General features: G+C 70.9%; 13 protein-coding genes. 10 read left to right on the top strand and 3 right to left on the bottom strand.

What is annotated here, in order from left to right:
* Positions 1-10: 10 nt before the first annotated feature.
* The 3 genes from ACQ143_RS11405 to ACQ143_RS11395 all read right to left on the bottom strand — a co-directional run bounded on the left by ACQ143_RS11405 (position 11) and on the right by ACQ143_RS11395 (position 3,250).
* Positions 11-778, bottom strand: coding sequence for an ABC transporter permease (locus tag ACQ143_RS11405; RefSeq protein ID WP_449570808.1), 768 nt, complete (start codon positions 776-778; stop codon positions 11-13).
* A gap of 3 nt (positions 779-781) precedes the next feature.
* The gene (locus ACQ143_RS11400) at positions 782-1,750 is read right to left on the bottom strand and encodes an ABC transporter ATP-binding protein (protein WP_449570807.1); all 969 of its coding nucleotides are present in this window, start codon (positions 1,748-1,750) and stop codon (positions 782-784) included.
* Between the two features lie 114 nt (positions 1,751-1,864).
* Positions 1,865-3,250, bottom strand: a complete 1,386-nt coding sequence (locus ACQ143_RS11395) for an MFS transporter (RefSeq protein ID WP_449570806.1) — start codon at positions 3,248-3,250, stop codon at positions 1,865-1,867.
* A 128-nt stretch (positions 3,251-3,378) separates the two neighbouring features.
* On the opposite strand from ACQ143_RS11395, the gene ACQ143_RS11390 reads away from it, so the two are divergent.
* The 10 genes from ACQ143_RS11390 (at position 3,379) to ACQ143_RS11345 (ending at position 13,281) form a co-directional block, all read left to right on the top strand.
* On the top strand, positions 3,379-4,890 hold the full coding sequence (locus ACQ143_RS11390) for a fumarylacetoacetate hydrolase family protein (protein ID WP_449570805.1): 1,512 nt from the start codon (positions 3,379-3,381) through the stop codon (positions 4,888-4,890).
* The gene (locus tag ACQ143_RS11385; protein WP_449570804.1) at positions 4,887-5,570 is read left to right on the top strand and encodes a GntR family transcriptional regulator; all 684 of its coding nucleotides are present in this window, start codon (positions 4,887-4,889) and stop codon (positions 5,568-5,570) included. Before ACQ143_RS11390 ends, ACQ143_RS11385 begins: the two co-directional genes overlap by 4 nt.
* Positions 5,571-5,581: 11 nt before the next feature.
* The gene (gene hpaE, locus ACQ143_RS11380) at positions 5,582-7,147 is read left to right on the top strand and encodes a 5-carboxymethyl-2-hydroxymuconate semialdehyde dehydrogenase (RefSeq protein WP_449570803.1); all 1,566 of its coding nucleotides are present in this window, start codon (positions 5,582-5,584) and stop codon (positions 7,145-7,147) included.
* Positions 7,148-7,187: 40 nt separating this feature from the next.
* Positions 7,188-8,354, top strand: a complete 1,167-nt coding sequence (gene hpaD, locus ACQ143_RS11375) for a 3,4-dihydroxyphenylacetate 2,3-dioxygenase (protein ID WP_449570802.1) — start codon at positions 7,188-7,190, stop codon at positions 8,352-8,354.
* A gap of 15 nt (positions 8,355-8,369) precedes the next feature.
* Positions 8,370-9,155 carry a 2-keto-4-pentenoate hydratase gene (locus ACQ143_RS11370; protein ID WP_449570801.1) on the top strand — a complete coding sequence of 262 codons (786 nt, stop codon included), beginning with the start codon at positions 8,370-8,372 and terminating at the stop codon, positions 9,153-9,155.
* Positions 9,140-9,937: an HpcH/HpaI aldolase family protein gene (locus ACQ143_RS11365; protein ID WP_449570800.1), complete on the top strand. Its 798-nt coding sequence runs from the start codon at positions 9,140-9,142 to the stop codon at positions 9,935-9,937. Before ACQ143_RS11370 ends, ACQ143_RS11365 begins: the two co-directional genes overlap by 16 nt.
* 120 nt (positions 9,938-10,057) lie before the next feature.
* Complete coding sequence (locus ACQ143_RS11360) at positions 10,058-10,618, top strand: hypothetical protein (RefSeq protein ID WP_449570799.1); 561 nt, start codon at positions 10,058-10,060, stop codon at positions 10,616-10,618.
* 176 nt (positions 10,619-10,794) lie between these two features.
* Positions 10,795-11,637, top strand: a complete 843-nt coding sequence (locus ACQ143_RS11355) for an ABC transporter substrate-binding protein (RefSeq protein ID WP_449570798.1) — start codon at positions 10,795-10,797, stop codon at positions 11,635-11,637.
* Positions 11,638-11,683: 46 nt separating this feature from the next.
* Entirely contained in the window at positions 11,684-12,529 is an 846-nt protein-coding gene (locus ACQ143_RS11350) for an amino acid ABC transporter permease (protein WP_449570797.1), read from the top strand.
* Positions 12,526-13,281, top strand: coding sequence for an amino acid ABC transporter ATP-binding protein (locus tag ACQ143_RS11345; RefSeq protein ID WP_449570796.1), 756 nt, complete (start codon positions 12,526-12,528; stop codon positions 13,279-13,281). The genes ACQ143_RS11350 and ACQ143_RS11345 overlap by 4 nt, the downstream gene beginning before the upstream one ends.
* The last annotated feature ends 48 nt before the right edge of the window (positions 13,282-13,329 follow it).

The raw sequence follows: 13,329 nt of genomic DNA, 5'->3' as shown, positions 1-13,329 counted from the left end.
GCGTCCGACCCTATCGGCGGCTGCGCGACCGACGCACACCGACGGCCACGAGCACCGCGAACACCGCCAGCCACACGGCGACGTTCAGCAGCAGGGCCCACAGCGGGTCGGTCTGTCCGGTCGTCAGCGTCCCCTCCGTCAGCGGCCAGCGGCTCAGCGCCACGAACCCGTACAGCGGGGTGAAGCGCGCGATGTCGAGCATGACACCGTCCAGCGGCATGAACACGTTGCCGAAGAAGGCGAAGAAGGTCATCGAGATGGATGCCAGGGCGGCCGACGTGTCGGAATTGAAGAACAGCCCCACGCCGAGCCCGTACAGGCCGAAGATCAGCCCGACGCCGAGCATGATCCCCGCGGCGGCGAACCAGCGCCAGGTGTCGGTGGCCGTCGCGCCGGTCAGCGCGCCCGCGACGAAGACGGCCGCCACGGCGAGCGCGGAGAACGAGACCGCGGTGATCAGCTTGGTCACCGCGTAGCCGGCGGTGCCCAGCGGCGTCATGGCCAGCTGGCGACCCCAGCCCTGCTTGGCCTCGGTGGCGGCGAGCGAGGTGATCGAGCTCATCGCGACGGCCGTCCCGTAGGCGGCCATCGACACCATGATGTAGAACGAGACGTTCCCGTGGCCGGCGGAGATCGAGCCGTATCCCATCGTCACGCCGAACAGCACGTACATGGCCACGGGCATGCCGAGCGTGAACGCGAGTGTGTAGGGGTTGCGGATCTGCCGCAGCGCTTCGACGCGCAGCATCGTGGGCGACAGGGTCATCGGGATGGTCATCGGTCAGTCCTCCGTGAGGGCGGTGAAGGCGGTTTCGAGGGTGGGCACGGCGATCTCCAGGTCCTGGGCGCCGGCGGCCAGCAGGAGGGACGCCACGGCATCCGAGTCGGTGGCCCGCAGCGTGAGCCGCGTGGCGTCCACGCGCAGATCGGCCACGCCGGCGGTGTCCCGCAGCCGCCGGACGAGCGCGTCGGCACCGTCGCCGGGCAGGGTCGCCGCGACCGTGCGGGCACCGAGTCCGGCTCGCAGCCGGGCGGTGGGCGCGTCGGCGACGATGCGCCCGCGGTGCATCACGACGGTGCGGCGGGCGAACTGCTCGGCCTCTTCGAGGTAGTGGGTGGCGAACACGATCGTGCGGCCCGCGTCGGCGTCGGCGCGCATGACGTCCCAGAAGTGGCGGCGGGCGGTGACGTCCATGCCGGCGGTGGGCTCGTCGAGCACGAGGATCTCGGGGTCGGCGACCAGTGCCAGCGCGAATTTGACCCGCTGCTGTTCGCCGCCGGAGCACTTCGCGATGCGGCGGCGAGCCAGGCCGGTCAGCTGCGCACGCTCGAGGACGTCGGGCACGCGGCCCAGCGCGGCGCGGCCGTGCAGCGACGCGATGACCTCGACGGTCTCGCGGACGGTCAGGTCCGACAGCAGCCCGCCGGTCTGCAGCACCGCGGCGATCGCGCCGCGGGCGGCGGCCTTCGCGGGCGCCTGGCCGAGCACTGTGACGCTGCCCGCGCTGGGCGTGGCCAGGCCCAGCAGCATGTCGAGGGTGGTCGTCTTGCCGGCGCCGTTGGGGCCGAGGAGGGCGACGACCTCGCCACGGGCGATGCGCAGGTCCACGCCGTCGACGGCGGTGATGACGTGGTCGCCGATGCCGAAGTGGCGGCGCAGGCCCGTCAGCGTGATGACGTCGGTGGGCGGGGCCGGGGTCGCGGTGCGGCCGGTGGTCGGCGCGGGGGCGGTGTCGAGTGCGGTTCGCATGCCTCCAGCCTGGCCGCACCGGTCCCCCCGGCGCCGGAGGGCGACGTCACGCTGTCGGCATGACACGTGTCATGGGGACGCCGGGGTGCGAGTCCCCGGCATCCCCACGCACCGTCAGGCCTTGGACAGGCCGTAGATGGGGCTGACCTGCTGCTCGGCCTCGTGGTCGGGGCCCAGCGGGATCCCGCTGCGGTCGCGCAGCAGCAGCGTCGCGATGAGGCCGATGACGGTCATCCCCGCCAGGTACCAGGTGACCGACACGGTCGTCCCGGTGGCCTGCACGAGCGCGGTCGCGATGGTCGGGGCGAACGCGCCGCCGGCGATGGCGCCGATCGCGTAGGAGATCGAGACGCCGGAGAACCGGATCGAGGCGGGGAACAGCTCTGTGTACAGCGCCGCCTGCGGGCCGTAGGTGAAGCCGAGGCCGATGGTGAGGATGGCCAGGCCCGCGAACAGCAACCAGATGTTGCCGGTGTTCACCAGCGGGAACAGCGCGAACACGCCGCCCAGCTGCAGGATCCACCCGATGATGTAGGTCGTGCGGCGCCCGAGGCGGTCGGACACCCAACCGGCGACCAGTGTCGACAGCAGCCACGTCACGGCCGACCCGGTGACCGCCCACAGCACCGGTCCGCGCTCGAGGCCGAGCGGACCGTCCGGGTTCGTCGAGTAGCCCTGGATGTAGCCGCCGGTGGTCATGTAGCCCACGGCGTTGTTGCCGGCGAACACGAGTGCCGCGATGATCACCAGCGGCGTGTGCTTGGCGAACAGCTGCAGGATCGGCATCCGCGCCTTCTCCTTGCGTTCGGCCAGTTCGGCGAACACCGGGCTCTCCTCGACCTTGCGGCGCACGTAGTAGCCGACCAGGATCAGCACGACGCTCAGCAGGAACGGGACGCGCCAGCCCCACTGCAGGAAGGCCTCACCGGGCGCGAGAATGGTCATGATGGCCATGACCCCCGAGGCCAGCAGAAGGCCCAGCGGCACGCCGATCTGCGGCGAGGCGCCGAAGATGCCCCGGCGCTTCTTGGGGGCGTGCTCGACGGCCATGAGCACCGCACCGCCCCACTCGCCGCCGGCCGAGATGCCCTGCAGCACGCGCAGCACCACCAGCAGGACCGGTGCGGCCATGCCGATGCTGTCGTAGGTGGGCAGCACGCCGATGAGGGCCGTCGCGGCGCCCATCAGGATGAGCGTCCACATGAGCACGACCTTGCGGCCGAGCTTGTCGCCGAAGTGGCCGGCCAGGAAGGCGCCGAGCGGCCGGAAGAGGAAGCTGACGCCCACCGTCGCGAACCCGATGAGGGCGCTGTCGGCGCCGAGCGCGCCGAAGAACAGATCGCCGAACACGAGGCCGACGGCGGTGGCGTAGATGAAGAAGTCGTACCACTCGACGGTGGTGCCGACGACCGTGGCGAACACGACGCGGCGTCGGTCGGTCGCACTGGCGATGGTGCCCGTGGGGGTGAATCCCTCGGGCGTGGGCTGGGGTGTGCTCATGGTGAAGACTCCTGTGTCTGCGACTTCGCTGTCCGAGGCATCGGATCGGAGCGACGGTTGCCTCTTCGCGGTCGATCATATACGATTTGAGATACGACGCAAGAGTGGATGCCAGAGCGAGGGGGCTCATGACTGAGAACACGACGGATGCCGCAGACGCGCGCTTCGCGGGACTGCCCGGCCGACCGGGCAAGATCATCGCGGTGCACCTGAGCTATCGCTCCCGTGCCGACCAGCGCGGCCGCACCCCCGCGACGCCCTCGTACTTCTTCAAGGCCTCGAGCTCGGTCGCCGCCACCGGCGGCACGGTCGAACGGCCCGCCGGCACCGAGCTGCTGGCCTTCGAGGGAGAGATCGCCCTCGTGATCGGCACCGCCGCCCGCCGTGTCCGGCTCGAGGACGCCTGGCGGCACGTCGGCTGGGTGACCGCGGCGAACGACCTCGGCGTGTACGACCTGCGCGCCGTGGACAAGGGCTCCAACGTCCGGTCCAAGGGCGGCGACGGCTTCACCCCGATCGGCCCGCACCTGATCGACGCGCGCAGCGTCGACCCGGCCGCCCTCCGCGTGCGCACATGGGTCAACGGCACCGTCGTGCAGGACGACGACACCTCAGGCCTGCTCTTCCCGCTCGCCCAGTTCGTGGCCGACCTCTCGCAGCACTTCACCCTCGAGCCCGGCGATGTGATCCTCACCGGAACGCCCGCCGGCTCGTCGGTCATCGAACCCGGCGACGTCGTGGAGGTCGAGGTCGACTCCCCCGCCACCGGCGCCACCTCGGGCCGGCTGGTCACCACGGTCGTGGAAGGCACCGGCCCGGCGTTCGACCCCGCGCTCGGCTCACTGCCGGCCGTCGACGACACGCAGCGCGAAGAGGCCTGGGGCTCGCGCGAAGCCGTGGGACTGCCGGCGACCGACACGGCCGGCGAGCCCGCCGCCCCGGCATCCGCCCTCACACCCGAGCTGCGTGCCAAGCTGGCCGAAGCGCCCGTCGCGGGCCTGTCGGCGCAGCTGCGCAAGCGGGGCCTCAACAACGTCACGATCGACGGCGTGACCTCCAACCACCCCGATCGCAAGATCGTCGGCACCGCGAAGACGCTGCGCTTCGTGCCCAACCGCGAAGACCTGTTCACCAGCCACGGCGGCGGATACAACGCGCAGAAGCGCGCATTCGACGCCGTCGGCGACGGGGAGATCATCGTCATCGAAGCGCGCGGCGAGACCGGGTCGGGCACGCTCGGCGACATCCTCGCCATCCGCGCGCACGCCGCCGGCGCCGCCGGCATCGTCACCGACGGCGGTGTCCGCGACGCCGACGCCGTGGCCGCCGTCGGCATCCCGGTCTACTCGTCCGGGGCGCACCCGGCGGTCCTCGGCCGCAAGCACGTGCCGTGGGACACCGATATCACCATCGCCTGCGGCGGCACCACGGTCCAGCCCGGCGACATCATCGTGGGCGACGCCGACGGCGTCATCGTGATCCCGCCGAGCCTGGTCGAGGAGGTCGTCGACGACGCCCTCGCACAGGAGGACGAGGACGGCTGGATCGCCGCCCGCGTCGCCGAGGGCCACCCGGTCGACGGCCTGTTCCCGATGAACGCGCAGTGGCGCGCGAAGTACGAGGCGGAGGCGGGCCGATGACCACGGCCACCACCGGCGGCGCGCCGAACAGCAAGTCGCAGCACGCGTACACGTGGATCCGCGACCGCATCGGCCGCCACGACTACACCCCCGGCTATCGGCTGGTGCTCGGCTCGATCGCCGACGAGCTCGGCATGAGCGTCGTGCCGGTGCGCGAGGCGATCCGCCGGCTCGAGGCCGAGGGCCTGGTCACGTTCGAGCGCAACGTGGGGGCGCGGGTCTCGGTCGTCGACGAAGACGAGTACGTACACACGATGCAGACGCTCAGCCTCGTCGAGGGCTACGCCACGTCGCTGGCGGCCCCGGTGATCACCGATGCCGACGTCGCCGAGGCCGCCGAGATCAACGACCGCATGGAGCGGCTGCTCGACCACTTCGATGCCCACACCTTCACGCAGCTGAACCACCGGTTCCACCGGGTGCTGTACGCCCCGTGCCCGAACCCCCACATCCTCGAGCTCGTCGACCGCTCGTGGTCGCGGCTGTCGGGCCTGCGCGACACGTCGTTCGCGCAGATCCCCGACCGGCCCCGCCACTCGGTCGAAGAGCACACCCTGATCCTCGACCTCATCCGGCGCCGCGCCGACCCGACCGAGATCGAGATGGCCACCCGCACGCACCGCCTGCGCACGCTCGACGCGTTCCTGGCCGCACGGCACCCCGACGCGCCTCACCACTGACGGAGGAAACCATGACCGACACCGTTCCCGCCCTCGACCGCCGGCACGTCCCTGCCGACCTGCCCACCCGCCTGCAGCACTACATCGACGGCGAGTTCGTCGACTCGCTCGACGGGGACACCTTCGACGTGCTCGAACCCGTCTCGAACGAGGTGTACGTGCAGGCCGCATCGGGCAAGGTCGCCGACATCGACCGCGCCGTGAAGGCGGCCAAGAGGGCGTTCGACGAGGGCCCCTGGCCGAAGATGCTGCCCCGTGAGCGCTCGCGCGTGCTGCACCGCATCGCCGACATCGTCGAATCGCGCGACAAGCGGCTCGCCGAGCTGGAGAGCTTCGACTCGGGTCTGCCCATCAGCCAGGCCCTCGGCCAGGCGCGCCGCGCCGCCGAGAACTTCCGCTTCTTCGCCGACCTGATCGTCGCGCAGGCCGACGACACCTTCAAGGTGCCCGGCCGCCAGATCAACTACGTCAACCGCAAGCCGATCGGCGTCGCCGGGCTCATCACCCCGTGGAACACGCCGTTCATGCTCGAGTCGTGGAAGCTGGGCCCGGCCCTGGCCACCGGCAACACCGTCGTTCTCAAGCCCGCCGAGTTCACGCCGCTGTCGGCGTCGCTGTGGGCGGGCATCTTCGAGGAGGCCGGCCTACCCCGCGGCGTCTTCAACCTCGTCAACGGCTTCGGCGAAGAGGGCTTCGCCGGTGACTCGCTGGTCAAGCACCCCGACGTGCCCCTCATCTCGTTCACCGGCGAGAGCCGCACCGGCCAGATCATCTTCGGCAACGCGGCCCCGTACCTGAAGGGCCTGTCGATGGAGCTGGGCGGCAAGAGCCCCGCCGTCGTCTTCGCCGACGCCGACCTGGACGCCGCCGTGGACGCGACCATCTTCGGCGTCTTCTCCCTCAACGGCGAGCGCTGCACCGCCGGCAGCCGCATCCTCGTGCAGCGCGACATCTACGACGAGTTCGTCGAGCGCTACGCCGCACAGGCGAAGCGTGTGAAGGTCGGCTACCCGCACGACCCGGCCACGGAGGTCGGCGCGCTGGTGCACCCCGAGCACTTCGAGAAGGTCATGAGCTACGTCGAGATCGGCAAGAGCGAAGGGCGCCTGGTCGCCGGCGGCGGCCGCCCCACCGGCTTCGAGTTCGGCAACTTCGTCGCCCCGACCGTGTTCGCCGACGTCGCGCCCGAGGCCCGCATCTTCCAGGAGGAGATCTTCGGCCCGGTCGTGGCGATCACCCCGTTCGACACCGACGAGGAGGCCCTGGCCCTGGCCAACAACACCAAGTACGGCCTGGCCGCCTACATCTGGACCAACGACCTCAAGCGCGCCCACAACTTCGCGCAGTCGGTCGAGGCCGGCATGGTGTGGCTCAACTCGAACAACGTGCGGGACCTGCGCACCCCGTTCGGCGGGGTGAAGGCCTCGGGCCTGGGCCACGAGGGCGGGTACCGCTCGATCGACTTCTACACCGACCAGCAGGCCGTGCACATCACCCTCGGCGAGGTCCACAACCCGACCTTCGGCAAGCAGGACGTGCACACCGAGTCGGACATCGACGACCCGGATCCGCGCTGACCCGGCATCCACCCATCACCACGCGAGCAAGGACGCTGACATGACCAACCGTGACGACATGACCCTGACCTCCTCGGGCTTCTACGTGAGCCAGGAGGCACCGATCGAATCCGACAACCCCGTGCCGACCCCGTCGTCGCCCGCCCCGGACATCCTGCGGTGCGCCTCGATGGAGCTCGTCGTCACCGACCTGGCCCGGTCGCGCGAGTTCTACGTCGACGTGCTGGGGCTGACGGTGACCGAGGAGGACGAGAACACGATCTACCTGCGGTCGCTCGAGGAGTTCATCCACCACAACCTCGTGCTGCGCGCCGGCCCCGTGGCCGCCGTCGCCGCCTTCAGCTACCGCGTGCGCTCGCCCGAGGACCTCGACAAGGCGGTCGCGTTCTACACGGAGCTCGGCTGCGACGTGCGCCGGGAGAAGAACGGCTTCACCAAGGGCGTCGGCGACTCGGTGCGTGTGGTCGACCCCCTCGGCTTCCCGTACGAGTTCTTCTACGAGACCGAGCACGTCGAGCGCCTCGCCTGGCGCTACGACCTCTACACCCCCGGTGCCTTGGTGCGCCTCGACCACTTCAACCAGGTCACCCCCGACGTGCCGCGCGCCGTGCGCCACTACCAGGACCTCGGCTTCCGCGTCACCGAGGACATCCAGGACAAGGAGGGCACCGTCTACGCCGCCTGGATGCGCCGCAAGCCCACCGTGCACGACACCGCCACCACCGGCGGTGACGGCCCGCGCATGCACCACGTCGCGTTCTCTACGCACGAGAAGCACAACATCCTCGCGATCTGCGACAAGCTGGGCGCGCTGCGCCGCTCGGACATGATCGAGCGCGGCCCGGGCCGGCACGGCGTGTCGAACGCGTTCTACCTCTACCTGCGCGACCCGGACGGGCACCGCGTGGAGATCTACACCCAGGACTACTACACCGGCGACCCGGACAACCCGGTGGTCACCTGGGACGTGCACGACAACCAGCGCCGCGACTTCTGGGGCAACCCGGTCGTGCCCAGCTGGTACACCGACGCGTCGCTGGTGCTCGACCTGGACGGCAACCCGCAGCCGGTGCGCGCCCGCACCGACGCATCGGAGATGGCCGTCACGATCGGCGCCGACGGGTTCTCGTACACGCGGCGCGACGAGGGCGAGGAGTCGATGCCCGATTGGAAGAAGGGCGAGTACAAGCTCGGACACCAGCTCTGAATCGGAGGCCCGCACATGCTGGATGACGCGACACGCAATGCGATCGCCGAAGAGCTCGCCGAGGCCGACCGCACGCACGGCGTGATCCCGCGGATCACCGCCCGCTATCCGGATGCCACGATCGAGGACGCCTACGCGATCCAGGGCATCTGGCGCGACCGCATGGTCGCGTCCGGGCGCCGCCTGGTGGGACGCAAGATCGGCCTGACCTCCAAGGCGATGCAGCAGGCGACCGGCATCACCGAACCGGACTACGGGGTCATGTTCGACGACACCGTGTACCGGTCGGGCGCCGAGATCCCGGTGGACCACTTCTCGAACGTGCGCATCGAGGTCGAGCTCGCCTTCGTACTGGCCAGCCCGCTCGAGGGGCCGGACTGCACGCTCGAGCAGGCCTTGGCCGCCATCGACCACGTCGTGCCCGCACTCGAGGTGCTCAACTCGCACATCGAGCTGGAGGGTCGCACGATCGTCGACACCATCAGTGACAACGCCGCGTACGGGGCGATGGTGCTCGGCGACCGGCGCTTCGGGGTCGACGAGGTCGACCTGCGCTGGGTGCCCGGGGTGCTCAGCCGCAACGGCGAGATCGAGGAGACCGGCGTGTCGGCCGGCGTGCTCGGCCACCCGGCGACCGGCGTGGCCTGGCTGGCGAACAAGTTCCACCAGCACGGCGCGCGGCTCGAAGCGGGCGAGATCATCCTCGCCGGGTCGTTCACCCGGCCGATGTGGGTCTCGCGCGGCGACACGGTACGGTGCGATTACGGGCCGATGGGAGAGATCACATGCCGCTTCGTCTGACCTTCCGCGACGAGCTCGCCGCCGCCTCCCGCCCCCTGGCCGGGGTGTGGGCGTGCTCGGGGTCGCCGCTGGTGGCCGAGATCCTCGCCGGGGCCGGCATGGACTGGATGCTCATCGACATGGAGCACTCCCCCAACGGGCTCGAGTCGGTGCTCGCGCAGCTGCAGGCGGTCGCACCCTACGACGTGACGCCGGTGGTGCGGGTGCCCATCGGCGACATCGTGACGATCAAGCAGGTGCTCGACCTGGGTGCGCAGAACATCCTGGTGCCGATGATCTCCTCCGCCGACGAGGCCCGCGAGGTCGTCGAAGCGGTGCGCTATCCCCCGCGCGGCAAGCGCGGCGTCGGCTCCGCGCTGGCGCGCTCGGCCCGCTGGAACCGTGTCGACGACTACCTGCAGAACACCGACCGCTATGTGTCGCTGTTCGTGCAGGTCGAGACCGAGGCCGGGGTGGATGCCGCCGGCGAGATCGCCGCGGTCGACGGCGTCGACGGCGTGTTCGTCGGCCCCTCCGATCTGGCCGCGTCGATGGGCCTGATCGGACAGCAGACCCACCCCGAGGTCACCGCCGCGGTGCTGCGCGCCTTCGACGACATCGGTGTGACCGGCACGCCGTTCGGTGTCAATGCGTTCGACCCGGCCGTGGCGCAGTCCTATGTGGATGCCGGGGCCTCGTTCGTGCTGGTCGGCGCGGACGTGGCGATGCTCGCCCGCGGGACCGAAGCCCTCGCGGCGCGCTGGGTGCCGGCATCCGACGCAGAGACGCGCGCGTCGTACTGACCGGCGCGGGCGGTGTGACCGGCCGCCGGTCGTGTCGGCGCGCACCCGGGGGCGTGCGGGACGTGGAAATGAGCGCGCCGGATCCTGGCGGCCGGGGCCCGCACGTGCCACGCTGGGGACATGAAGACCTGGATCGTGCGCACTGTCTCGCTGTACGTTTTCAACGTCGTCGTGCTGCTGCTGATCGGCCTGCTGCTGCCGACGGTGCGGGTCGGCTGGGCGGCGCTGTGGGCGGCGCTCGTGCTCACCCTCGCGACGATCTGGCTGAAGCCGCTCATCACCAAGCTGTTCACCGGGTCGGCGGCCAAATCCGCCGGCAGCCGCACCAAGGCCGGTGAGAAGCTCGTCCAGTACGGCATCGTGTTCGTCGTCGAGCTCATCGTCTGGATCGTGGTCGTCCTGCTGTCGGGCGTCGACGTGCGCGGGTTCTTCTGGGGGTGGGTGCTGCCGCCGCTGCTCCTGCTGCTGGCGTGGGTCGTCTACGACCAGATCGACGACCGGGTCGAAGCCCGCGCCGGCGACCTGTACGACCGCGCCACCGGACGGCGCGTGGATGCCGGCAGCGGCACCGCCGGGTCGGTGCCGCCCGCCCCCGAGTCCCCCGCCGCCCGCGCGGGGCGCGACGAGCTCAAGGACGGCCTCACCCCCGAGCAGCGCAAGATGCTCGACGATCTCGGCTGACGCGCGTCGGGTGCGCCCGCATCGCGCGCCGTGGGTGACAGGGGCGTAACAATGCGACGCCGCCGCGCCGTGTCCGGGCCACGGCGCGGGATGATGGTGCCCATGGCATCCGCGCGCCGGATGCCCCGGCATCCCACACCCCTCGGAGCCGGCCGTCCCCTATCCGGAGGATCCCCATGTCACGCTCCGTGCGCACCGTTCTGGCCGCCTCGGCGGCCGCCGTCGCCCTCCTGCTCTCGGGCTGCGCGTCCGGCGGGTCCGACCCCGCCGGCGAGGACGCCGCCGACGAGGGCTACCTCACCCCGGGCAAGCTCACCTTCGCCACCGGCGAGCCGGCGTACTACCCGTACGTGATCGACAACGAGCCCGAGTCGGGTGAAGGGTTCGAGGCGGCCATCGCGTACGCGGTCGCCGAGGAGCTCGGCTTCGCCCCCGAAGATGTGGTGTGGACGCGCACCACCTTCGAGGCGGCCATCGCGCCGGGGCCCAAGGACTTCGACATCAACATCCAGCAGTACACGATCACCGAAGAGCGCAAGCAGGCCGTCGACTTCTCGTCGCCGTACTACGCGGCCAGCCAGGCCGTGGTGGCGATCAAGGGCGGCGCCGCGGACGGCGTCGACTCGATCGCCGAGCTCAAGGGCCTCACGCTGGGCGCGATGGCCGGATCCACCAGCGCGACGACGATCGAGGAGGCCGTGCAGCCCGATGTCGAGCCGCGGCTGTACAACTCGAACGAGGACGCCCGGGCGGCGCTGGAGGCCAACCAGATCGACGGGCTCGTGCTCGACCTGCCGACGGCGTACTTCGCGACCAGCGCGTACATCGCCGACTCGTTCATCGTGGGCGAGTTGCCGGCGGCCGGTGTCCCCGACGAGTGGGGACTGCTGCTGGCCAAGGACTCGCCGCTGACCGAGCGGGTCACCGCCGCCGTCGACGCGCTGCGTGAGGACGGGACGCTGCAGGCGATCACCGACGAGTGGCTCGGGTCGGGCCAGGGCGTCACGCTGCTGCAGTGACCGCACGGCCGCGTGCCGGCATCCCCTCGTCCACTAGCGTCGAGCCATGACCACACACCGGCCCAGCGCCCTCGAGCTCGAGCGGCGTGCGTATCGCGACCGGCGTTCCCGGCAGTCGGTGCTGGTGGCCGTCGCCTCGACGCTGGCGTTCGCCGTCATCGTCTGGGTCACGATCATCAACACGCCGGGCTGGGCCGCGGTGCAGCAGATGTTCTTCGATCCCGCGGTGGCCCTGGCGGCACTGCCGCGGGTGTGGGACGGGTTCCTGCTGAACCTGCAGGTGCTCGTGGTGTCGGTGTTCACGGTGGGTGCGGCCGCGCTGCTGCTGGCGACCCTGCGCACGCTGCGCGGCCCGGTGTTCTTCCCGGTGCGCGTTCTGGCCGCCGGCTACACCGACCTGTTCCGCGGCCTGCCGTTCATCATCGTGCTGTACGTGTTCGGCTTCGGGATCCCGGCCCTCACCAACGCCCGCATCCCGCTGTGGGTTCTCGGGGTGCTGTGCGTCACGCTGACCTACTCCGCGTATGTGGCCGAGGTGATCCGTGCGGGCATCGAGGCCGTGCACCCGTCGCAGCGGCTCGCGGCCCGGGCGCTCGGACTCGGGTACCTGCAGAGCATGCGCCGGGTGGTGCTGCCGCAGGCGCTGCGCAAGGTGACGCCGGCGCTGATGAACGACTTCGTCGCCATGCAGAAGGACGTCGGGCTGATCTCGATCCTCGGGGCCGTCGACGCGGTGCGCGCGGCGCAGATCGAGACGAACCTCATCTACAACTTCACGCCGTATGTCGTGGCGGGGGTGCTGTTCGTGCTGCTGGCCATCCCTTCGATCCGGCTCACCGACTGGTACACGGCACGGGTACGCGCCCGCGAGCAGATGGGGTCGATCCTGTGAGCGCCGGCGCCCCGGGCGATCGGGCGGTGCTGCGGGCCGAGGGCGTGTGGAAGGCGTTCGGCGACCATGAGGTGCTGCGCGGGGTCGATCTCGCGCTGGACCGTCACGAGGTCGTGGCCCTGATCGGTGCGAGCGGATCGGGCAAGTCGACCCTGCTGCGCTGCCTCGGGCTGCTCGAGCCGATCGACGACGGCCAGATCTTCCTGAGCGGCGCCGACATCTCCGATCCGCGTGTGGATGCCAACGCCGTACGCGGCCGGTTCGGCGCGGTGTTCCAGAGCTACAACCTCTTCCCCCACCTGTCGGTGCTCGACAATGTGACCCTCGCGTCCCGCGTGGTGCACCGCGTGCCGCGCCGCGAGGCCGAGCAGCGCGCCCGGGAGCTGCTGGCGCGCGTGGGCCTGGCCGACAAGGCGACGGAGCATCCCGACCGGCTCTCCGGGGGCCAGCAGCAGCGCGTGGCGATCGTGCGCGCGATCGCGACCGACCCCGAGGTGCTGCTGCTGGACGAGATCACCTCGGCGCTGGACCCGCTGCTGGTCGGCGAGGTCCTGGAGCTCGTGCGTCAGCTCGCCGCCGACGGCGCGACGATCCTGATGGCCACGCACGAGATGGCCTTCGCCCGTGACGTCGCGCACCGCGTGGTGTTCCTCGACGAGGGGCGGGTGCTCGAACAGGGCGCCCCCGCTGAGGTGTTCGGCGCCCCGCGCGAGGCCCGCACGCGCGAGTTCCTGGCCCGCTTCACCGCCTGAGCCGCGTCGCGGTCGCGGCGACTCGTGGCTCGGCTGACGCGAAACGCG

The organism is Microbacterium pollutisoli (assembly GCF_053586795.1).
Note: the sequence above shows the minus strand (reverse complement) of the source record. Positions and strands in the feature narration are given on the sequence as shown.

Bases quoted from the DNA above. Each gene is read 5' to 3' on its own strand.
- hpaD (WP_449570802.1), top strand. From the start codon at position 7,188: ATGACCAACCGTGACGACATGACCCTGACCTCCTCGGGCTTCTACGTG.
- hpaE (WP_449570803.1), top strand. From the start codon at position 5,582: ATGACCGACACCGTTCCCGCCCTCGACCGCCGGCACGTCCCTGCCGAC.
- ACQ143_RS11370 (WP_449570801.1), top strand. From the start codon at position 8,370: ATGCTGGATGACGCGACACGCAATGCGATCGCCGAAGAGCTCGCCGAG.
- ACQ143_RS11390 (WP_449570805.1), top strand. From the start codon at position 3,379: ATGACTGAGAACACGACGGATGCCGCAGACGCGCGCTTCGCGGGACTG.
- ACQ143_RS11360 (WP_449570799.1), top strand. From the start codon at position 10,058: ATGAAGACCTGGATCGTGCGCACTGTCTCGCTGTACGTTTTCAACGTC.
- ACQ143_RS11405 (WP_449570808.1), bottom strand. From the start codon at position 778: ATGACCATCCCGATGACCCTGTCGCCCACGATGCTGCGCGTCGAAGCG.
- ACQ143_RS11350 (WP_449570797.1), top strand. From the start codon at position 11,684: ATGACCACACACCGGCCCAGCGCCCTCGAGCTCGAGCGGCGTGCGTAT.
- ACQ143_RS11395 (WP_449570806.1), bottom strand. From the start codon at position 3,250: ATGAGCACACCCCAGCCCACGCCCGAGGGATTCACCCCCACGGGCACC.
- ACQ143_RS11355 (WP_449570798.1), top strand. From the start codon at position 10,795: ATGTCACGCTCCGTGCGCACCGTTCTGGCCGCCTCGGCGGCCGCCGTC.
- ACQ143_RS11400 (WP_449570807.1), bottom strand. From the start codon at position 1,750: ATGCGAACCGCACTCGACACCGCCCCCGCGCCGACCACCGGCCGCACC.
- ACQ143_RS11365 (WP_449570800.1), top strand. From the start codon at position 9,140: ATGCCGCTTCGTCTGACCTTCCGCGACGAGCTCGCCGCCGCCTCCCGC.
- ACQ143_RS11385 (WP_449570804.1), top strand. From the start codon at position 4,887: ATGACCACGGCCACCACCGGCGGCGCGCCGAACAGCAAGTCGCAGCAC.